This window comes from Paraburkholderia fungorum, from assembly GCF_900099835.1.
GTDB lineage: Bacteria > Pseudomonadota > Gammaproteobacteria > Burkholderiales > Burkholderiaceae > Paraburkholderia > Paraburkholderia fungorum_A.
Window position 1 is genome coordinate 118,733 of the sequence record NZ_FNKP01000004.1, and the last position, 21,284, is coordinate 140,016.

Below are 21,284 nucleotides of genomic sequence, written 5' to 3' on the forward strand. Positions count from 1 at the left end.
CAGTACACGGCGTTTCCATGCCGAACTCTCCGAGGAACGAAAACTGCCATCTTCCGCGCGGGTCATTGGGATTTGACGGGCGTGCGGGCGCCCTGCCTTCACTGGCATCATCGCCACATAACCGTCGGGCATGCTTCGTGCGGTTTGGTTAGCGTTGGCCCCATAGGGCCTTGCTTATTCGCCACTCTGCCGATATGGACGCCATCCACAACCAAGCCCGCTCGACATCGCCGCCGTCCGGGGAATCTGCCTTCACCGGTTTCGTGCGGGTGCGCGGCGCTCGCGAACACAATCTGAAAAACGTCGATGTGCAGATTCCGCGTGATGCGCTGGTCGTCTTCACCGGCGTGTCCGGATCGGGCAAATCGTCGCTGGCATTCGGGACATTGTATGCCGAAGCGCAGCGGCGCTATTTTGAATCGGTCGCGCCGTATGCCCGGCGCCTGATCGAGCAGGCCGGCGTGCCCAAAGTGGACGCGATCGAAGGCCTGCCGCCCGCAGTCGCGTTGCAGCAGCAGCGCGGCACGCCGAGCGCGCGCTCGTCGGTTGGCAGCGTGACCACGCTGTCGAGTCTCGTGCGCATGCTCTATTCGCGCACGGGCGACTACCCACCGAAGCAGCCCATGCTGTTCGCCGAGGATTTCTCGCCCAACACGGTGCAAGGCGCCTGTCCGACTTGCCATGGACTTGGCCGCGTGTACGAGGTCACGGAAAAATCGATGGTACCCGACGACTCCCTGACCATTCGCGAGCGCGCAATCGCTGCATGGCCGCCCGCGTGGCACGGACAAAACCTGCGCGACATTCTCGTGACCCTTGGCTACGACGTCGATAAACCGTGGCGCGATTTGCCGAAGAAAGACCGCGACTGGATTCTTTTCACCGACGAGCAGCCGACCGTGCCGGTCTATGCCGGACTCACGCCGAAAGAAACGCGCGCCGCGCAGAATCGCAAGGACGAACCGAGCTACCAGGGCACATTCACCAGTGCACGCCGCTACGTGCTGCACACGTTCGCGAACACGCAAAGCGCGCTGATGAAAAAGCGCGTGTCGCAATTCATGATTGGCGGCGTTTGTCCAGCCTGTCATGGCAAGCGGCTCAAGAAGGAAGCGCTGTCGGTGAAATTCGCCGGGCTCGATATCGGCGCGTTCGCTCAGTTGCCGCTAGCCAGACTTGCCGAAATGCTCGAACCGATCGCGCGCGGCGAATGGCCCGAGCCGGATGCCGCTCATTCGGGGAAAGACGCCGGCAAAGGCAGCGTGCTCAGCAGGAGCGCCATGCGCGATGCCGTCGATAAGCGGATCGCCGCAGGCGGTTCCGCGCATAAAGCCTCGCCCGACGTGCGGCGCACACCCAACCTGTCCGGGGAAAAACGCATCGCCGCGCAACGCATTGCTGCCGAGTTGCTCGAACGCCTGACGACTCTGGTCGATCTGGGTCTGGGCTATCTCGCGCTGGAGCGCAGTACGCCGACACTGTCATCCGGCGAACTGCAGCGCTTGCGACTCGCCACGCAGTTGTCGTCGCAGTTGTTCGGCGTCGTGTATGTACTCGACGAGCCATCGGCCGGCCTGCACCCCGCGGATGGCGAAGCGCTCTTCCGCGCGCTACAAAGTTTGAAAGCCGCGGGCAATTCGCTGTTTGTCGTCGAACACGATCTTCAGATGATGCGGCGTGCCGACTGGCTCGTCGATGTTGGTCCCGAGGCCGGCGAAGCCGGCGGCCATGTGGTCTATAGCGGGCCGCCCGCGGGCCTCGAGAAGGTCGAAGCGTCGCATACGCGCCGGCATCTGTTTGCGTCGGCCGCGCCCGTTGCGCGCGCGACGCGCGAACCGGCCGGCTGGCTTCGGCTCGCCGGCATCACGCGCAACAATCTGCATGGGCTGGACGCCGCGTTTCCGCTCGGCTGCCTGACTGCCGTCACAGGCGTGTCGGGCTCGGGCAAATCGAGCCTCGTGAGCCAGGCGTTACCGGAAATGGTTGCCAGCCACCTTGGCAGCGTCTTTGAAAACCCGGACCACGGCGAGCAGGATTTGTTGCTCGCGGCAGCGAGCGCGCCAACCGGTGGGCACATTGCCGAAGGCATGGACGCGCTGCGCCGCCTCGTGCGCGTCGACCAGAAACCGATCGGCCGCACACCGCGTTCCAATCTCGCCACCTACACCGGCCTCTTCGATTACGTGCGCAAGCTGTTCGCCGACACGCCCCTAGCTCGCAAGCGTCGCTATGGCGCGGGCCGCTTCTCGTTCAACGTGGCGCAAGGCCGTTGCCCGACATGTGAAGGCGAAGGCTTCGTCAGCGTCGAATTACTGTTCCTGCCAAGCGTCTATGCGCCCTGCTCGACCTGTGATGGTACGCGCTACAACCCGCAGACGCTGGAAGTCACATGGCGCGATAAGAACGTCGCCGAGGTGCTCGGCTTGACCGTCGACGCCGCCTGCGATTTCTTCGCCGACGAAGCCAGCGTGATGCGCGCACTGAACGTGCTGCGTGACATCGGCCTCGGCTATCTGCGGCTTGGTCAGCCTGCCACCGAATTGTCCGGGGGAGAAGCTCAGCGCATCAAGCTCGCCACGGAACTACAACGCGCGCAACGCGGCGACACGTTGTACATCCTCGATGAACCGACTACCGGCCTGCATCCCGCCGACGTCGACCGGCTGATGGTGCAACTGCAGCGACTCGTGGATGCGGGCAATACCGTCGTCGTGGTGGAGCACGACATGAGAGTCGTCGCGCAAAGCGACTGGGTTGTCGACGTCGGCCCGGGGGCCGGCGACGCCGGCGGCAAGATCGTGGCGAGCGGCACACCGGCCCACATCGTGCGCGCGAAGGAAAGCTGCACCGCCGAATATCTGCGGCAGCACCTCGTAGCATGAAAGAAGGAAGCATGCACACTACCGAGCGCCGCGCTGCTCTGTCAGAAAGCCGATCAGCGTGCGCAGTCTGGGCGGCATTTGCGCGCCGCTCGACGTGTAGAGACAGAAACCAGGGAAGCTCGGACGCCATGCCTTGAGTCCGGGCACGAGGCGGTCGTCGTCGAGTTGGTCGCGCACATAGTCCTCGATAACATGCGGCAGACCCTGCTGCAGGATTTCCTGATGCAGTGCGTCCACCTGCGGCTGTAGTTGCATCCCGCAGTTTCCGGCCCATGCGCCTAATGTCGAGCGGGATATCGCGAGCCCCTGGGCAAAGGTCTGCTCCTGACGTTACTGGCGAAGGTGCTCAGCGTACCTGGCAACCAACACCGACGCGGGGAGCCCGCTGCTCGGAGAGTGTTTGCTGGTCGAATCGCTGGAACGGTCACAGCCGCCGCATAGCATCGGCAGGGCGATCACAAGCGCCATAGAAAGCAAGAGGTGTTTTATCGTGTTCACGCCCTGTCTCCCTGTCTTCAAACCGCTAGCCGACGCAGACCCAAGATAGTGACGCGTAGCTCAACCGGTCTGCGCTGTTGGTGCAGCAACCACCATTCCCACCTTGCGAAACGACGGAATCATAGCCATTGCACGCACAGAGCAACGAAACGCCAGCGGCATTTACACGCAGCGTTGAAACTTGTTCCTTTCAGCTACGAGTCATTGGTTCGAAAACCTTCAGCGCGTGGCGTTATCGCGATCGGGCACTTCATTTGTGGGTGCCTCGCCCGTGATCCATTCGTCGACAGGCTGGCTACAATAAGGCGCCCTGGCTGCTCCTCCTCTTTTTGCGCAACGGCGCCCACATGCCATTCAGAAAATTGTCTGCCGATCCCACCGCCGCGGCTGGAACCAACCGCAATTCGCAATTCCAGCGGACTCGTCAGGCGTTTTTTCTTGCTCTCGCGCTCACAGTGGTCGCGCCAACGCTTTTTCTGGGCCTGCTCGGCTGGCAGGACTGGGAGGGCCGGCTCCGCGCTGCGCGAGACACGACTGAACGCTCCACATACATCGCCGAAGAGCATGCTCAAAAAATTTTCGACATCAACGCGGCGCTGGCCGAGCGCGTGCTGGACACGCTCAGCGATCAAGCCGACGCTCCGTCAGACCGGCTGCGCAGAGATCGGCCGTTCTACGACTATCTGAACCGGCTCGTGCAGGGCTACCGGCAGGTCGATGCGCTGTCGGTCTGGATGGCGAACGGCCTGCTTGGTGCGACCAGCGTCGTCTATCCGGCGCCGGACCTGAACATCGCCGACCGGTCCGACTTCAAAGAAGCCGTGGCCGGCACCGACCAGTTATACGTGTCCGGGCCGATGAAAGGTCGCGTCACCGGAAGATCGACCTTCAATGTGATGAAGCGTGACGTGCGGCCGGACGGTACCTTTGCGGGCCTCGTTTCGATCTCGATGTCAGCGGACTATTTCGAGCACTTTTACCGCCAGCTTGCGGATGAGCACCCAGTCACGATCGGGCTGATTCGCAGCGATGGCGCGGTTCTCGCATGGTCGCGCAACGCAGGCCCGCGGCCGGAACGCATTGCCCGCGATACACCGTTCTTCAAAATGCTCGCGAGTGGTCAGGAAGCCGGACTGGTCCAGATGGTCTCGAGCGTCGACGGCGAAGAGAAGATCCTCGGGTTCCGCCGCGTCGGCGCCTATAACGTGTATGCGAGCGCCGGAATCCCGCTAGCCTCGATCCGCTCGGCGTGGCTCGCGCGCTTCAGGACGCTCGCGATTGCCACGGCGCTCCCGTCGAGCGCACTGTTCATCCTGATCCTGTTCTCTCTGAGGCGCCTGCGAGTCGAAGAGCGGCTGTGGCTGCACGCCGAAGAAGAATCGGTGAAGCGGGCTGCCGCCGAAGCCGCAGCGAAGGAAAGTCAACGGCTAGAAGCGCTCGGCAACATGGTGGCGCTGGTCGCGCATGACTTCAATAATCTGCTGATGTCGATCCTCGGATACGCGCATGCGGCTTCGCGTGCAGCAAACGCCCAGCATTCCGACCTGCTTGACCGCATCGTGAAGACCGTGCAGCGGGGCCAAACCCTCACCCGGAAACTGCTATCGGTCAGCAGAAAGCTTCCCGTACGTCCCGAGAAGCTGACGGTCGCCGACTGGTCGCGTAACGTCGATCTTCTGCGCTCCGCCGTAGGCGTCGGGATAGAGATCGAACTGACGCTGCAGGAACGCCTGTGGGAGTGTCACGTGGATCAGGCGGAGCTCGAATTGGCCCTGCTCAACATCGCCATCAACGCTCGGGACGCAATGAATGGCCGGGGCCAACTCTCCATTCATATCTCCAACGTCGACGCGCAGTTCGACCCTGCCACAGCCCCAGCGCAATTCGTGAGAATCGATCTCACCGACAGCGGTCCGGGGATTGACGAAGCGACAGCTGCACGGGCTTTCGATCCGTTTTTTTCAACCAAGCCGGCCGGCCGGAGTACGGGCCTCGGACTGGCACAGGTACGCTCATTCTGCGAACTCTCCGGTGGTTATAGCAGCATCGCGGCCGCGCCGACCGCTGGCACGACGGTCAGCCTTTTTCTGCCCCGCACAGACGGTCAGGCCTTGCAGCCTCTTAGCAAGCCAGCGGCAGCGGCGAACACGAGCACACCGGATAGGCCCATCAGGATGCTGCTTGTGGAGGATGACGAAACGGTTGCCGATGCGCAGACGGCAATGTTCTCGGCACTGGGCTACGAGGTGAGACATGCGGCCACAGCGGACGAGGCTTACCTGCTGCTCGTCCCGCCGCATCCTTTCCAGGTAGTTATCTCCGATGTACAGATGCCGGGGAAGCTGAATGGCGTTGATTTGGCCGAGCACCTGCAAACCAGTCAACCGGAGCTTCCCTTGCTGATGCTGACCGGATTTGTCGATCAGGCCGAGCGGCTCAGGGCGCTCGGCCTGCCCGCGTTTCTCAAGCCGGTCATCGACCTCGCCGCAATGGACGAATGGATTCGCCGGCGCGTCGGGGCAATCTCGACCACGAAGAGATCCTGATACCACGCCGGTCGCGGCGCCTTCCTTGAGCTACTCATGTTCCCGGGCCCTGGGCTCTGCAGTTTGTCTTGGCCGTGCAGAAAGGTTTTTGCGCGGTTCGCATCTCTGCATACCCGCAGGACCTAGGCCACCACTTCCTTAACAGAACCTTAAGCGCAAAAAGAGTTGCAGACGTGTATGTTTTGCGCATCTTTTGTCTGGCGGGCGAGTGCGGACTCGCGCACACTCACAACCCTCTCAGGTTATAGCCGCCTCGAGCTGATAACCTTTCAAGGCCGATGTAAATCGGCCTTTTTTTCTTTTCGCGGAAACGTCTTCAAGCTCATCGCCGGAATGCGGTCTGGCATTCATCTGCCTGGAAGCGGCCACTTGCCAATGCGTCTTCCCGACCCCCAGCGGCCACTAGCCGCGTCAGATGGCGGCCGCCTGATCCTGCACTGCAGCCGGCCATCTGGTGTGCACGTAGGATTGGTCCATCCGGCTGGTGCAGCTGAATCGATTATTTGCTTAAGACAGGGTCACCATGAAATGCTTTGGCAGGTATCCTTTTCTGTCTCGCATCCCGTTTTCCGCCATCGCGAGAAAAAAGGTTTCGGTGTAGCAGTGGCTCTCTCAGGGGCGCTGCGTGTGTTAGGGGCGGCCTTCACGGCTGCCCTCCTTTTTGCATCGGCTTGGACCGATGCCCCGGATCCCGTCCGTCACCACGCCGTTATGCGAGCCTTGGCCTGCGGGGCGACAAGGGAGGAAACATGAGCAGACCCAAGCTGCTCTTTGCGAAAGCGGCTATACGCCGATGCAAGAGCGTTCCAGCGACGCGATCCGATTACCGCATGTACGTCAGCTATCGCGCGAACCGTTCGGGCTCGTTTCTGGGTGAGCTGAAAGTGGTCCGGATGACGGACGACCGGCTGCTGTTTCCCTTCGACGGCGCACCCTCCATCGGCCCATTTGCAACACCGGCCGAGGCCCGCGAAGCGGCAGTCAGCAAGGGCGAGGAGATCATCTCGCTGGACCTGGAAAATCCGGAATAATAGTGACGCTGGCAAGCGGTTCGGATTAGCCGCCGCGAAAGCCAGCGAATGTCGCATAAAGCGATGTGGCTCCCACCCACCGAGGATCTCCTTGACACTTTCGGACTTCATCGAAGCAAATCTCGACATCCTGATCAAGGACTGGATGGACTATGCCAGGATAGTGGGACCAAAGGGCTGTCGTATGACCGACGAGCAGCTGCGCGATTCAGCGCGCGATCTGCTGGTCGGGATCGCTGCCAACATTCGCGAACCGCAAGATGCCGGACAGCAGATAGCGAAATCGCGCGGCGAGTGGATTGCTCCGGATCCGGCTTTTGATGAGGTCGGTCGGACCCACGCAGATGACCGTCAGACTCATGGGTTCGATATCAACGCCGTGGTGGCGGAATATCGCGCACTTCGTGCCAGTGTCCTGTACCGGTGGCAACAGGGTTGCGAGGCAGATGCGACCGCGTTTCAGGAAATGGTCCGTTTCAACGAGGCAATCGACCAGATGGTCGCTGAATCTGTGCGGCAGTTCACGAGAAGGACCGAGCGGATTCGAGATCTGTTTGCGGGAGTCCTCGCGCATGACATGCGCTCGCCATTGACGGCCATCGTCAATTCGGCACATCTTCTTCTGCGCGACGAAAACCTGTCGTCGGTCAGTCTGCGGGCGGGAATCAATCTACAACGTGGCACGGAGCGGATCAGGTCTTTGGTGGACGACCTCTTCATCTTCACACGCACCCGCCTGGGCGACACATTGCCTGTAGAACCGACGGAACAGGACTTCGGGCGGATTTGTGTCGGCGCCGTAGAGGAGGTGCGTGCGGCCAGGCCCGGAGCGCAGATCGAGCTAAGTGCGACGGGCAGTCTTGCCGGCACATGGGACGGGCAGCGCATGAGCCAGCTGATCGTCAATCTGCTGACGAACGCTGTGCAGTACGGCAGTAACAAGGTTCGCCTGAAGGCGGTCGGCGACGATGATTCGATTACGCTCGTCGTATCGAATGAGGGGCCTCCGATTCCTGCGGACGTGCTGCCTACGCTGTTCGATCCGTTGACGCGCGCCGTTTCGCCGTCCGCGACAAAACGTTTATCGGCCGGCGTTGGGCTTGGTTTGTACATCTGCCAGTGCATCGCCCATGCCCATCAGGGAACGATTTCCGTCGAGTCTTCCGAACGCGAAACCGCATTTACGCTCAAAATCCCTCGCTTTCGCCCGTGACTGATGCGACGGGCGTTCATCGCCCATTGGCGCTTCGCCCCTCAGTCACGGCGAACGTCCTGCCGTGACCCAGGAACCTTAATCTGAACGACACCGTATGCCCCGACGTGAATGGCGCTTACTGGCCGAGATGGAATGGACACCGCCCTCCCTTCGGGGAAGTGGGCATGATTGAGGGCCTCCAGAACCGAACTGGACGACGACCTCGACCGGCCGCTCCTGGCCGAAGCCGGAAATTCGAGCCGAAGCGGCGCACCAGCGCCTGTAAGTCAGCACTGAATTTCCGTCACCGACCCAAAGCTGTCCCTGAAGACTCTGCACTGCAGTGACCAGTTGAATCTACAGTGTAAGCGGACAAACACCGCAGCCAATTTCGTTTTGGTTTTTCGGCGAAGTGTTACCGCCTATATTCGAAAAGCAGCTATCGCGTGCTTAGCGACAACAATAGCGACGAGGGCCCCTTTCGCATTGATTTTCCGCAATTCCGCGCGTGTCGCTTTCGCGACCTGCGCTGAACTGAACCACACGGTGGCGCGGATCCCTCCCCGCAACGTCCCCGTTCGAACGATGCAGGGATTTCTCCATCCCTGAGGCATCAGGACATTCTCAATGACCCATTGGGTTGCGATAGCGGTCAGCGTGAGCATCGACTACTTGCCAAACTCCTTGACTACGGCTGCGATTTCAAATCGTGTGGGGTGAAAGTCGTGGCCTCATTACGATGTACAATCCGGGCGGCCAGTGCCGAATTTCCCGTGTGTCGACAGAGCCTATCGACAAAACGCTCGTCTGGCAGCCTTTCACGCAGCACTTATCTGCTGACTTTTTCCGCTTTTCCGCAACCGCACCGGTATCGATTTCGACGCGGGTACGAGGCTGTCCTTTGCATGATGCGATAGCGGGATGAGCCGGTTGCACTCAGGGTAATAGCCCATGACACAACCGGCGGGAATATCGAAAGCATGGACGCGCATGCCATCCACTTCGCGTGTTACATCGTCTTTCGAATCGGTGGATGCACACACTTCGTCGCCTTCCGCGAGATCGAGTCTTGTCATGTCGTCGCGATGCATCAGCAGGACATTGCGCGTGCCGTGCACGCCGCGAAAGCGGTCGTCCAGCGAATAGACCGTGGTGTTGAACTGGCTGTCGCCGCGCGTTGTCATCAGACGAAGCACGTCGGGACCGCTGGACGGCATGTCGGCATCTTCGTCGAGCGTATCGGGCATCACGAAATTCGCTTTGCCGTTGGGCGTTTTCCATTTGCGTTCGGCGGCCGGTATCGGTCGATGAAAACCGCCGGGTTCGCAAAAGCGCCGATTGAAGTCGGCAAACTGATCGGGATACGTCCGTTCGATCGCATCGCGGATCGTCGCGTAGTCGGCCACCCAAGCATCCCAGTCGACGTGAGGGTTGTGCGGCAGCAGAGCCTTGGCGATACCGGCCACGATGGCTGGCTCGGACAAAAGCATGTCACTGGCCGGGTCGGCATAACCGTGTGAACCGTGGACGCACGCCGTGCTGTCCTCGACGCTCACCCATTGTTCGCCTTCTGCCTGCTGGTCGATCTCGATGCGCCCGAGGCACGGCAGCAGGTAAGCCACTTCGCCATGCAGCAGATGGCTGCGATTGAGCTTCGTCGCAATCTGCACGGTCAGCCTCAGCGAGCGCCACGCGGCATCCATCACGTGATGATCCGGAATCGCCACCTGGAAATTGCCGCCAAGCCCGATGAACGCTTTGACTTTTCCGTCCAGCACACCCTTGCAGGCCTCTACGGTACTCATACCTTTGTGACGCGGCGGCTCGAAATCGTACAGTTTCTTCAATGTGTCGAGCGGCGCGAGTTCCGGCTTCTCGGTGATGCCGACCGTGCGCTGACCCTGCACGTTCGAGTGTCCCCGTATCGGACAGATACCGGAACCAGGCCGGCCGATATTGCCGCGCAACAGCAGCAGATTGGACAGCATCTGAACGTTGTGCACGCCATTGCGATGCTGTGTGATCCCCATCCCGTACAGCACCATGACAGACTTCGCGCGAGCGTATTCCGTGGCGGCTGCAGTGAGTGCGTCGCGCGTCAATTGCGAGCGCGCTTCGATCTCGGCCCAGGTCGTTGCGCGCATCGCCGCAGCGAATTCTTCGAAGCCTGCCGTGTGTTCGGCAATGAACGCTGCGTCGAGCACCCGAGGTGCTCCATCGCGTTGCGCCGCGTCGTCCCATTCGATCAGCAGCTTGCAGAGACCGGCCACGGCGGCGGCATCGCCGCCAATCCGCACCTGATGATATTGCGTGCTGATGCGCGTCTCGGCCGGCGTCAGCATTTCAAGCGGCGATTGGGGATTAGCGAAACTGACCAGCCCGCGCTCCCTGATCGGATTGAACGTAATGATTTGCGCGCCACGTTTGCGCGCGTCCTGCAACTGATGCAGCATCCGCGGCGCGTTAGTGCCGGTGTTGTGGCCAAAGAAGAACATACAGTCGGTATGTTCAAAGTCGGCGAGTGTGACCGTTCCAACCGGTGAACCAATCGTTTTCGGTAGAGCGACAGACGTACTCTCATGACACATATTGGAACTGTCCGGCAGATTGTTCGTGCCGTACAGGCGAGCGAGAAGTTGATACAGGTACGAGGTTTCGAGCGACGCGCGTCCTGACGCATAGAACACGGCTTCATCGGGTTCGATTGCAAGCAACTCTTTTGCGATGTCGGCGAACGCGTGTTCCCAGGTTGTTTCCACGTAGCGATCGGTGGCGGGGTCCCAGCGCATGGGTGCAGTCAGCCGTCCCGACGATTCGAGTTCCAGGCCGCTCCATGATTCGAGTTCAGTCAGTGTGTGTTGTGCGAAAAAGGCGGGATCGATATGTTTGCTCGTGATCTCCCAGGCAGTCGCCTTCGCCCCGTTCTCGCAGAATTCGAACAGATGCGGGTCAGCGGGTTTGGCCCACGAACAGCTGACGCACGCGAAACCGTCGGGTTTGTTCTGATGAGACAGAATCGCGCTACCGTGCAACGCGACATGCTCCTGAATCAGAATCGTTGCAACCGCCTTGACCGAACCCCAACCGCCGGCCGCGTTCTGATATTCCTTGATTGTGCTGTCCGTGCTCATGCCGTCCGCTCCTTGCGCGATCGCCGCTGACACAGCCTGCGGTTTCGCATGGCTGAACAGCTTGGGGTCCGCAACAAACGGACCCGCGAATCGTTGCCTGAAGCGGGCCGGTCACTTTTATGGATTTATCCGTGCACCGGACATCCGTTGAATCGCCCGCGAAACTCCGCCGACATTTCATAGGCAGGTTTGCGGGATCGCATCACGCCACCGAGCGGTCGATGCGCGGCAATTCCATGCCATGGACTGAACGTCATGCCGTCATCGATGGCGGCCGAGCGCGCCTCGGTCCAGGCAGGTTGAGCCGCTACCCGAATACGCGCGACTGCAATATAAGGGCTGTCGTCTTCCGGCCATTTAACGGACGCGTCTTCGACCGGCATCTTGCCGATATCGGTTGCAAGCTGTACACGCACTTCCCACTCACCCGGATGCGTTGCAAAAAATTCGTTGACCGCATCGCGCAGCGCATTGGGATGGCCGTTGATGTCCAGTGGCGCATCAGTCAAAGCAGTGAGTTCTTCCGAGACCGGCACAACGCTTAGCTTGGCGAAATATTTTCCGTACAGAAACGGCACGGCCGTGAAAAAAGTCTCGCCGAGGATATGTGTTTCAGGATGGCCGCCCAGACTCTTAAGCGTCCCGCTCTCCCCGCCCACCGCCTCGACTACTTTTTCCGCACCACGCAATACAGCCGACAACATCTTCTTGCCGGTCGGCGCGCGGTCGGTTGTTTTGGCCAGTAGTTTCAGACTCGAAAGAAAGTCCTTGGGTGTTGCCGCCGTGAATGCCGGCGCATTGATCATCACAAAGTCCTGGGTGGTCTCGGCTTCACTGCCTGGAAGACGCGCACCCTCTACCTCGGCGATCTTGAGAGCGAGCCCACGCGGCGTTGAAACGCTGTCGTCCAGAATGTCACCGGGATTGGTCGACAGGCGCATCACGACTTTGTGAGTGCCGGGGCGTGCGAAGACGCCTTGGCTAAGCTCCGGTGGCAGGTCTGAAAAAACAGTTAGTTCCCCGTCGAGCAGACCGTGGCTCTTCGCATGCACGCTACGCACGCCGTGCTGATAATCCTGTGACGTGGTTTCCAGGATGCTGTGCATCGCCTCGACAAGTTGGCGAGTGGTGTCTGCTTCATCTTCGGGGACCTGTTCGAACGTCGGATCAAACGGCAGCGCGTGAATAGCAGAAACGGAATTCATGTGGGACTCCAGGTGGGGAACATGTTGGTTGTGCGGAGGTTGCGCAACCGCCATGCCTGTCGGACATTTCGTTCCGTGCCATGCGGATGAGCCGACGCGTAGGGAATGTCATGCGTGGTCGTCACGTCACACTAGCGGTACTGCCGGCTACGGGCATTTCCTTTCGCCGGCAGCGTAACCGCTCGTCAGGCGGCCGTCTTCAGCACCACCTTTGTCCAACCCTCGGCGCGTTCGTCGAAATGCTTATATCCGTCGGCTGCCTGCTCCAGCGGGAGTTCGTGCGAAATAATCTGCGACGGCTGCGCCTTACCCGCTGCAATCAGATCGCACAGGCGACGGTTATATGCCTTGACGTTCGCCTGGCCCGTGGCGATTTTTTGGCCCTTCATCCATAACTGACCGAAGTCCAGCGCGACCTGTCCTTTTTTGGCAAGCGCGTCTTCGGCCTTCGGATCTTCCGCGACGAAAACGCCCACCACGCCGATACCGCCCGTCGGCCGGACGGCTTTGATCAGGTTATTCATCGTCGCATTCGGAACCTCATGGCCCTTGCATGTGCACTGATAGCCCACGCATTCGCAACCGCGGTCCGCACCCTCTCCGCCGGTCATGTCGAGAATTCGCTCAGCCGATTTGCCGTCGGTGTCGTCCACCGGAATCGCGCCTATCTTCTCAGCCAGTTTCAGGCGATCAGGATGAGTGTCGACCACCATGATCTTGCTGGCCCCCTTGATTTGCGCCGATAGCGCCGCCATGAGTCCGACTGGCCCCGCTCCGTAAATCACCACGCTTTCGCCGGGCAGAACGCCGGCCAGTTCGGTCGCGTGATAGCCGGTCGGAAAAATATCCGACAGCATCACGTAGTCATTCTCCTTTTCTTCCGAATCGGCCGGCAGCACCAGGCAGTTGAAGTCGCCGAACGGCACGCGCAGATATTCCGCCTGACCGCCGCTATACGGCCCCATTCCGGCGAAGCCATACGCTGCGCCAGCCACACCCGGATTCGCAGTTAGACAGAAACCTGTCAGCCCGCGCTCGCAATTCTTGCAGAAACCACAGCCGATATTGAACGGCAAACAAACTCGATCGCCGACCTTGATCCGCTCGACGCCCTTGCCGATTTCAGTCACCACGCCGAGATTCTCGTGGCCGAGAATGCGGCCCGATTCCATGTTTGTACGACCTTCGTACATATGCAGGTCCGAACCGCAAATATTGGTCGTCGTGATTTTTACCAGCACGTCATTGGGACGTTCGATTTTTGCATCCGGCATTTCCTTGACAGTCACTTTGCGGGGGCCTTCATACACTAATGCTTTCATTGCTGATCTCCGGGAACGGCGCTCGCCGTTGTGGCGACCGTTCATATGATCGAGCAGCGGCCGTGCCCGAAGAACAAAGCGCATGAAAATGAATTGCATGGACGTGCAATTGCCGTGCAAAACTATCTGGCGATGGCGATACGCGAGTTCACCTTCACGGGTGTGCTTTTGTCGTCGAACGGCGGCTGCGGAACGAAGCCTTCGATTACCCCTGGCTCGAACACGAGACAACAGGTCGATCCTCCGTACTGGAAGAATCCCAGTTCGTCACCTTTGCGCAGTCGCATGCCTGGCAGCGCTTCGATGATGCACGATGAGACGTCGGCCATACCGACAAAGATGCAAGCCACTTTACCGATCGAACGATCATCGCATTCGATGACGATCACCGCTCTTGCAGCCACGGCTGTAATGTAGCCCTGCGAATCGTTGAGACCAGCCGGGTCTTCACCTTCCGAATCCGCATTCGAATAATACGTACCGTCAACGGCGTATGCGTGAGAAACGACGCCGCTTACCGGCGCATGCCAGCGGTGATAGTTAAACGCACTGAGAAAAGCCTGATAGACCGAGCCGCCTGCAAACGTGTCTGCCAGTTCGCTCCGGTTCGCAGTAAATACGTCCCGCAACGAGTAAGGCTGCGCTTTTATCCAGAACGTGTCGTCGGCTTTTACATCGTGCTGGACGTTATAAGGAGCGGCCTCGCAGGCGCTCACGATCACCTTGTCATTATCAGGCTCATCGACCGGCCGCATGCCGTCGCGAAACCGTCGCGTGAAGAAATCATTCCACGACGCAAATCCCCAGTAAGGTTGATCTGGATTGCAAATAAACTGGGAAAGGCCGATTCGTTGATCGGCCTCGCGGGACAGCCAGCCGTCGGGTGGCGAAACAGTCAGGTGCTCGCGCGAATGCGGGCCGCTCAGAAAGCCGCACCAGCAATTCAGCACGCGTTTGAGTTGCGCGTTCAAGGCAGGGTCCCGAAACAGCGCGTAGCCCGAGGGCATGCACATCGGCCAGTCGAGCAACGCATTCAAAGGACAATGAATCAGGCTTGTCGTGCTGAAGGGCGGCGCATAGGTCATCAGATAATCGATCACATCCATCAATTCGTCGATGTTTGAATAACCCAGAACGAATCCGGCTTCACGTGCCTGGGCGATAGCTCGCGTCAGGTCCATTCGAAGGACCGCATCGTCATTTACCAGTGCTGCGAGTTCCTCGACAGCCCTCGTTCGCGGCTCGCTAGCGCCTCGCTGCCGCGCTTTCGCCGCTACCTCCGTGCGGTATCGAGCCAGGTGGGGCTCATGAGTCGGGAGCCAGCCTCCCAGGCGACGTCGCTCTTCAGTTGCCTTGCCGGCTTCGTGTGCCATGTCCAATCCTTTCATTTGTTGGGGAGAAATTCCGAATCGTGCAATGGAGCCGCCACATGACGCGGACACTGTGGGCTACACCGGAAGCGCGGGTCAAGAACTCTAATCGTGCACACGGGATGAATTGATACTCTGAAACCGGCGAGCAACCTCCATACCCGTGTCCCGCAATGCGGAAGTGGCCCTCGACGACGCATTCATCCCGCCGCAGCCGCCTATTTGTGTATCGCGCTACGTACCGCCGACACGTCATGCGCTGTGACAGGCTCAGCCGCGTTTCCCCACGCACTGCGCACAAACGTCAGAACGTGCGCAATTTCGCTGTTATTCAATTTATCGGCAAAGGGCGGCATTTTGCGCGAATCGGGACCGTCAACGGTGTTCGGGCTCGCGCCGCCCTCCACTAGCAGTCGCACCAGCGAGACCGTTTGCGGCGCCAGCACCGCGGGATTGCCAGCGAGGCGCGGATACTTTTGCGGCACACCCGCGCCGGTCGACTGATGGCATCGAGCGCAATAAGTCGCATAAATGCCGGCGCCGGGCCGTTCGACGTCGCCGGTCGCGAGCGCCTGCGCGCTTTGTTGCGCGGCGCTCGAACGCGGGTCGAAATGAGCGTTCGGGGCTCGCGGCGGCAAGTTCTTCAGATAAGAGGCGATTGCGATGAGATCAGCGTCATTGAGGTACTGGGTACTGTCCTCCACCACTTGCACCATGCTACCGAACGTAACCAGGCCTCCGCCGTGGCCATGCTTGAGGAACGCCGCAACGTCCGACGCGGAAATTCGTCCGAGTCCCGAGCCCTCGTCGCCGCTCAGATTGGGCGCAAACCAGTGGTCGTTCGTGCCGCCAGTCAGATAAAGCAGGCTGGCTTCCGTGTAGCCTCGCTCCTCATACGCAGGTCCTCGGGGCGTGTGGCATGCGCCACAATGCCCCAACGACTGCACGAGATAGGCACCCCGGTTCCATTGTGCGTCGTGCCGGGCGTCCGCCTTGAATGGACCAGTTGGAGCGAACGCCCAGTCCCAGAACATCAGCGCCCAGCGCTGATTGAACGGAAACGGCAAACGCGTCGGCGTTGCGGGCGTCGCAACCGGTGTCACACCGTGCATGAAGTACGCGTAGAGTGCGTGCATGTCATCGTCGTCGATTCGGGCAAATGACGGATACGGCATGGCCGGATAAAGCCGTTTTCCGCGAGGCGCAACACCGTCGCGCAGCGCTCGCGCAAAATCGTCGTAGTTATACCGGCCGATGCCCGCTTGTGGATCAGGGGTGATATTCGACGAATAGATGGTGCCAAACGGAGACGCCATGCCGAGTCCACCGGCGAACGGCACGCCTGGAATCAAAGCGCCACCTGCCGGTTTCGCATGCGGCGCGGCAGTGTGGCAGCCCGCGCAATCGGCAGCTTTCGCGAGATACGCGCCGCGCGCGATCTGGGCCGCGTCCGCCGTGGGGACCGCGCCGGATGCAGCGCTTGCAACGTGGACGGGAATAGCGGCGCCCAGCAACATCGCGAGCATCGCAGCCGTCGGGCGCGCAGCACGTCTAAATCCGTGCAAGACCGAGACCCGACGTCGGATCGACGGAGGTTGCCTACGCGTATCCATCGTCACCATCCCTTGCACGGAAATACCAGCGCAAGCGCCACATCGGTCGCGACCAGAGCGAACAGAAACAGAGCGCTACTCATCGCTGCGACGCGCGCCAGAAATCCTTCGAGCCCTCTGCTCCGGCTTCCTTCGCCGGTCGAGGACCCGACTGCCGCGACTGCATCGCGGCGAACGTCTCGCCAGGCGCACCCCGCACCGATGCCGCCCACCACGAGACACACCGCGCTGACCATGACAAGCACAAAGCGCAGCCAAGGCACCGCGGGTGCGGCGAGCGGTCGATCGAACGGATAGCAGCTTTGCGCAGCCAACGTTTCGGCTATTACCATCTGTGCCAGCCACGCAAGCGGTGCAAGCAACAGACCGGCGAGCAGATACCATCGCGACGGGCGCTCATGGCGATTGGGCGACGCGCCCGTGTCGGGGGCCGTCATGTCCAACCCCGAAACAGATAGGGCGTGAGATACAGCGTGCTAAAAATAAACAGCCACACGACGTCCACGAAATGCCAGTAGAGACCGCCGATGGTCAGCGCCGCGCAGCGTTGTTCGTCAAAATAACCGAGGGCGGTCCATAGCAGCAAAAGGAGCAAGACCACGATACCGACCACCACGTGCGCCATATGAAAGCCCGTGATCGTGAAATACAGCGAGCCGTACAGATGCGTTGTCAGGCCATAAGGATGATCGTGCCACTCGATCATCTGGATGCCCACGAATACGATACCGAGCAACGCACCTGTTGCCATCGAGGCAACCGCCCACCGCCGACGTCTGCGCCTCACGCAGCGCTCGCACAGCCAGACGAACATACTGCTCGACAGAAGAATGACCGTATTCGCGATACCGAGCCCTAACTTCGGCAATCCTTCGGGCGGCCAGTGCTGCGTACTTTGCGAAGCCAGGTACAGATACGAAAAGATCAGGTAGCCGAACAACGCGCCTTCAGTTGCGATCAACGTGAGGCAGCCCCACCACCCGCCGGAGCGTTCGCCGGCGCTGCGTACCGGCAACGGCTGATACGGCTCGGCAGCGGAGGCGCTCAGATCGGCGGCGTCGCTCATATCAGTCCCCTGCGTCGCGCACGGTGGCCGGTTCGCGCTGGATCAGCGCGCGCTCGGGCCACAACCAGACAATAATCGACAGCGCACAGCCGCACACCATCGCGCCCGCAAAAGCCCATGCGCCCGCCGCGAGTCCAGCGAAAACGAGCGTGGCGAACACGGCGAGCCAGAACGGCGCGTAAGAATCGCCCGGCATCTTCAGGATGACGTCGGGATTCGCTTCGAGCGCGCTCGTGCCAAGTGCCTCGCGACCTTGCGCGAGCAGATAGCCTTCTTCGAGTTGCGAGCGCGTGTGCGCAGTAGCGCCCGGTTCGTCGAGACGCCCCTCCCATAACGGATGACGGCTCGCGAGCGACGGCACCACCGCGAAGTTGTACGGCGGTGGCGGCGAACTGACCGACCATTCGAGCGTGGGTGCATCCCACGGATTGTCGACGGCCGGTTTGCCATGTTTAAAGCTCGTCAGCAGATCGATCAGAAAGATCAGCACGCCGGCTGCGAACAGGAAAGATCCCAGCGAGGTCACGAGGTTCACCGTGTTCCACCCCATATCGGGAGGATAGGTGTAGATGCGCCGCGGCATGCCGAGAAGTCCCGCGATATGCATCGGAAAGAACGCGACGTTGAAGCCGATGAACAGCACCCAGAAACCCAGCTTGCCAAGACGCTCGCTCATCATCTTGCCGGTGAATTTCGGGAACCAGAAATAGATGCCTCCGATGACGGGAAACACATTGATGCCGAGCAGCACGTAATGCAGATGAGCCACGACGAAGTACGTGTCGGTGAGCTGCCAGTCAAGCGGAATGGCCGCCGTCATGACACCGGACACCCCACCGATCACAAACAGCAATACGAAGCCGGCGAAATAGAAGAACGGCACGCGAAACACCGGACGTCCGGTCCAGATCGTGGCAATCCACGCGAAGGTCGCAACCGCGCTGGGAATCGCGATCACCATGCTGGCCGCGCCGAAAAAAGATAGTGCGAGCGCGGGAATGCCGGTCGCGAACATGTGGTGAATCCACACGACAAAGCCGATGATCATAGTCGCGACGGTCGATAGCGCCACCGCCCCGTAGCCGACGAGCGGCCGGCGGCAAAAGACCGGCAACGCGTCGGAAACAATGCCCATGGCCGGCAATACGACCGCGTAAACCCACGGGTGCGCGAATATCCAGAACAGGTGCTGCCAGAGCAGCGGACGGCCGCCGTCGAGGACATCGAAGAAGTGCGTGCCGATGCGCCGGTCCATCCATAGCATAAAGAATGCAAGGCTCACCGAAGGCACAGCCAACAGGTTGCCGCCCGACGCGGTCAGGGTGCCCCACACCAGCACGGGCATCCGGTCGAGCGACATGCCCGGTGCGCGCATCCGCAACAGGGTCACGACGAAGTTCATCGATCCCACTGTCGTGGAAATGCCGAGCAGAACCATGCCGAGCGCGTAAATGTCGATATTCGGCCCAGTGCTGTACTGCGGGCCCGAAAGCGGCACGTAATTGAACCAGCCCGCGTCCGGCGCCTGCCCCGCCGGAAAACTCGTGTACAGAAAAATCCCCGCGAATAGAAAGATCCAATACGACAATGCATTCAAACGCGGAAACGCCATGTCGCGCGCGCCGAGCACGAGCGGCCACAGATAGTTCGAAAAGCCGGAAAGCACCGATAACGCGTACAAAAAGATCATCGTGACGCCGTGCATCGTGAACAGCTGGTTGTACTGTTCGGGCGTGAGGATGGTCGCATCGGGCCGCGCGAGCTGGATGCGCATGATGAGCGCTTCAACGCCACCCATCAGCAGAAACACGAATGCGGTGACCAGATAGCGCAGGCCGATCGTTTTGTGATCCACGGTGGAGAGCCAGCCTCGCCAACCCGGCGGTGATTCCCATATTTCGCGCAGGCGTTTTTCCGCGACACTGCCGGGAGGCACGCGTCCACGCTGCGGCGTGCGTAACGTGCGTTGCATGCCTTGCTGTGAAGCGGGTTCAGCATGATCGGACATGCGATGACGCTCCCTAATTATTGACGGGACCTTCAATGCAGCGTCGCCAAGTACGCCGACAACGCCGCAGCATCGCTTGCGCTCAGCGGGATATCCGGCATCAGCGATTCGGGTTTTATCCTCTGCGCGTGTTGAATCCAGTCGAGCAGATGATCCGGTGTGTTGGTCAACGCTCCGGCCGCGATCGAGCGGCGTGAGCCGAGATGCGTCAGATCGGGCGCTTGCCGGCCCACGGCATCGGTGCCGCGGATCATGTGACAGCCGGCGCAGCGCTCGGCGAAAAGCTGCTTGCCAGCATCGACCGTATCGGCATTCGTCAAAGCAATCGGCCGCGCTTGCGCGTCCCGCCATGCGTTGAACTCATCAGGTGTCTGTGCCACCACTTCGAAGGCCATATGGGCATGTTGCTCGCCGCAAAACTGCGAACACTGCCCCCGATAGATACCGGGCCGGTCGGCCTCGATCCACTGCTCGTTGGTTTGGCCCGGGATTGTCTGGGTTTTGCCTGCCAGTTGCGGCACCCAGAAAGCGTGCACGACATCAGCGCTTTTCAGCGCAATCCTCACCGGCTCGCCAACCGGGATATGAATTTCGTTGGCGGTGCTGAAACGGTGCGCAGGATTGGGATCGTCGACGTAGTCCACCTTCCACCACCAGTCATAGGCGGTGACCGTCACGGTCAACTGCGGGTGTGTGGCAGGCGATGCTACCGCGCCGAGCGTGAGCAGGATATAGACAAGCATCGCGAACAGGGCGACCGACGACACGCCGGTGCCGATGTAAAGCCAGCGCATGCCGCCCGTCGCCGCGACCAGCGAGTCGGCGCGGACGACCGGGCGCGTACGGAGGATCGCAACAATCAAAAGCGCTGCAACGACGCCTGTGACAACAACCGCGACACCGGTCAGCACCCAGCCGAGATGCATGGTCGGGATCGCCGAAGGTCCATCTGCATGCAGAAAGTAGTTGAGAGGCGCAGACGGATGGGCTTGCGCTAACGAAGCGGTAGACGCGGCGCCAAGCGCCGGAATCAGAATAAGTGCAGTCGATCCAGCGGTTAGGGGCCGTTGTTTGACATATGCTGGCGCCAATCGCATGGAACCTCTCCTCACCGCCGTCGCTCAGCCAATGCAGGGTGTCGTACCGCGCACGATTTGGCGCGTCGACTAATACGGGCCGGCAAGGATCGGGCCACTGCAAACGAATAAATACTGTTCGCGTGACGCTTCACCCATTCGCGCCCTCCTCTACCTGCGGTAAATGGCTCCTATGTAGTCAGATACGCTGTCGCGCGGGTCGGCCAATGTCATAGCCGCGCTGATTCGAGTTCACCCCGACCGCCTGGCGGCGTATAGTCGAGCGCCGGTTCTGGCGAGCGCCCTGCTTCTCCAAACGGAAAGCGCCGCTGCGGGGCAGC

At 60.6% G+C, this 21,284-nt stretch carries 13 protein-coding genes and 1 pseudogene; 4 read left to right on the forward strand and 10 right to left on the reverse strand.

Annotated elements, in window-relative coordinates:
• Positions 1-194 precede the first annotated feature (194 nt).
• Entirely contained in the window at positions 195-2,882 is a 2,688-nt protein-coding gene (locus BLS41_RS36115) for an excinuclease ABC subunit UvrA (RefSeq protein ID WP_074773878.1), read from the forward strand.
• 18 nt (positions 2,883-2,900) lie between these two features.
• Here BLS41_RS36115 and BLS41_RS40345 read toward each other — a convergent pair.
• Positions 2,901-3,200: pseudogene (locus BLS41_RS40345) on the reverse strand (IS66 family transposase); the annotation flags it as partial.
• 527 nt (positions 3,201-3,727) lie between these two features.
• Here BLS41_RS40345 and BLS41_RS36125 point away from each other — a divergent pair.
• The 3 genes from BLS41_RS36125 (at position 3,728) to BLS41_RS36135 (ending at position 8,170) form a co-directional block, all read left to right on the forward strand.
• A complete protein-coding gene (locus tag BLS41_RS36125) occupies positions 3,728-5,926 on the forward strand; it encodes a hybrid sensor histidine kinase/response regulator (RefSeq protein WP_074773881.1) in 2,199 nt (732 codons plus the stop codon).
• A gap of 749 nt (positions 5,927-6,675) precedes the next feature.
• On the forward strand, positions 6,676-6,957 hold the full coding sequence (locus BLS41_RS36130; protein ID WP_074773884.1) for a DUF6723 family protein: 282 nt from the start codon (positions 6,676-6,678) through the stop codon (positions 6,955-6,957).
• Positions 6,958-7,048: 91 nt separating this feature from the next.
• Complete coding sequence (locus tag BLS41_RS36135; RefSeq protein ID WP_074773887.1) at positions 7,049-8,170, forward strand: sensor histidine kinase; 1,122 nt, start codon at positions 7,049-7,051, stop codon at positions 8,168-8,170.
• An 800-nt stretch (positions 8,171-8,970) separates the two neighbouring features.
• Here the strand turns inward: BLS41_RS36135 and BLS41_RS36145 are convergent.
• From BLS41_RS36145 to coxB, 9 genes are all read right to left on the reverse strand, one after another.
• Positions 8,971-11,283, reverse strand: coding sequence for an FdhF/YdeP family oxidoreductase (locus tag BLS41_RS36145; protein WP_074774886.1), 2,313 nt, complete (start codon positions 11,281-11,283; stop codon positions 8,971-8,973).
• Between the two features lie 125 nt (positions 11,284-11,408).
• Positions 11,409-12,488: a catalase family protein gene (locus BLS41_RS36150; protein WP_074773895.1), complete on the reverse strand. Its 1,080-nt coding sequence runs from the start codon at positions 12,486-12,488 to the stop codon at positions 11,409-11,411.
• Positions 12,489-12,673: 185 nt separating this feature from the next.
• On the reverse strand, positions 12,674-13,810 hold the full coding sequence (locus BLS41_RS36155) for a glutathione-independent formaldehyde dehydrogenase (RefSeq protein WP_074773898.1): 1,137 nt from the start codon (positions 13,808-13,810) through the stop codon (positions 12,674-12,676).
• Positions 13,811-13,932: 122 nt separating this feature from the next.
• Positions 13,933-15,183: a phosphatidylserine decarboxylase family protein gene (locus BLS41_RS36160; protein WP_074773901.1), complete on the reverse strand. Its 1,251-nt coding sequence runs from the start codon at positions 15,181-15,183 to the stop codon at positions 13,933-13,935.
• Between the two features lie 215 nt (positions 15,184-15,398).
• The gene (locus BLS41_RS36165; RefSeq protein ID WP_074774891.1) at positions 15,399-16,697 is read right to left on the reverse strand and encodes a c-type cytochrome; all 1,299 of its coding nucleotides are present in this window, start codon (positions 16,695-16,697) and stop codon (positions 15,399-15,401) included.
• Positions 16,698-16,795: 98 nt separating this feature from the next.
• The gene (locus tag BLS41_RS36170) at positions 16,796-17,230 is read right to left on the reverse strand and encodes a hypothetical protein (protein ID WP_074773904.1); all 435 of its coding nucleotides are present in this window, start codon (positions 17,228-17,230) and stop codon (positions 16,796-16,798) included.
• A complete protein-coding gene (locus tag BLS41_RS36175) occupies positions 17,227-17,859 on the reverse strand; it encodes a cytochrome c oxidase subunit 3 (RefSeq protein WP_074773907.1) in 633 nt (210 codons plus the stop codon). Before BLS41_RS36175 ends, BLS41_RS36170 begins: the two co-directional genes overlap by 4 nt.
• Position 17,860: 1 nt before the next feature.
• A complete protein-coding gene (ctaD, locus tag BLS41_RS36180; protein ID WP_074773910.1) occupies positions 17,861-19,867 on the reverse strand; it encodes a cytochrome c oxidase subunit I in 2,007 nt (668 codons plus the stop codon).
• Positions 19,868-19,899: 32 nt separating this feature from the next.
• A complete protein-coding gene (gene coxB / locus BLS41_RS36185) occupies positions 19,900-20,964 on the reverse strand; it encodes a cytochrome c oxidase subunit II (RefSeq protein ID WP_083380286.1) in 1,065 nt (354 codons plus the stop codon).
• Between the last annotated feature and the right edge of the window lie 320 nt (positions 20,965-21,284).

Excerpts from the sequence above, each read along its gene's own strand:
- coxB (WP_083380286.1), bottom strand. The coding sequence starts at position 20,964 with ATGCGATTGGCGCCAGCATATGTCAAACAACGGCCCCTAACCGCTGGA.
- BLS41_RS36115 (WP_074773878.1), top strand. The coding sequence starts at position 195 with ATGGACGCCATCCACAACCAAGCCCGCTCGACATCGCCGCCGTCCGGG.
- BLS41_RS36160 (WP_074773901.1), bottom strand. The coding sequence starts at position 15,183 with ATGGCACACGAAGCCGGCAAGGCAACTGAAGAGCGACGTCGCCTGGGA.
- BLS41_RS36150 (WP_074773895.1), bottom strand. The coding sequence starts at position 12,488 with ATGAATTCCGTTTCTGCTATTCACGCGCTGCCGTTTGATCCGACGTTC.
- BLS41_RS36155 (WP_074773898.1), bottom strand. The coding sequence starts at position 13,810 with ATGAAAGCATTAGTGTATGAAGGCCCCCGCAAAGTGACTGTCAAGGAA.
- BLS41_RS36170 (WP_074773904.1), bottom strand. The coding sequence starts at position 17,230 with ATGACGGCCCCCGACACGGGCGCGTCGCCCAATCGCCATGAGCGCCCG.
- ctaD (WP_074773910.1), bottom strand. The coding sequence starts at position 19,867 with ATGTCCGATCATGCTGAACCCGCTTCACAGCAAGGCATGCAACGCACG.
- BLS41_RS36130 (WP_074773884.1), top strand. The coding sequence starts at position 6,676 with ATGAGCAGACCCAAGCTGCTCTTTGCGAAAGCGGCTATACGCCGATGC.
- BLS41_RS36175 (WP_074773907.1), bottom strand. The coding sequence starts at position 17,859 with ATGAGCGACGCCGCCGATCTGAGCGCCTCCGCTGCCGAGCCGTATCAG.
- BLS41_RS36145 (WP_074774886.1), bottom strand. The coding sequence starts at position 11,283 with ATGAGCACGGACAGCACAATCAAGGAATATCAGAACGCGGCCGGCGGT.
- BLS41_RS36165 (WP_074774891.1), bottom strand. The coding sequence starts at position 16,697 with ATGTTGCTGGGCGCCGCTATTCCCGTCCACGTTGCAAGCGCTGCATCC.
- BLS41_RS36125 (WP_074773881.1), top strand. The coding sequence starts at position 3,728 with ATGCCATTCAGAAAATTGTCTGCCGATCCCACCGCCGCGGCTGGAACC.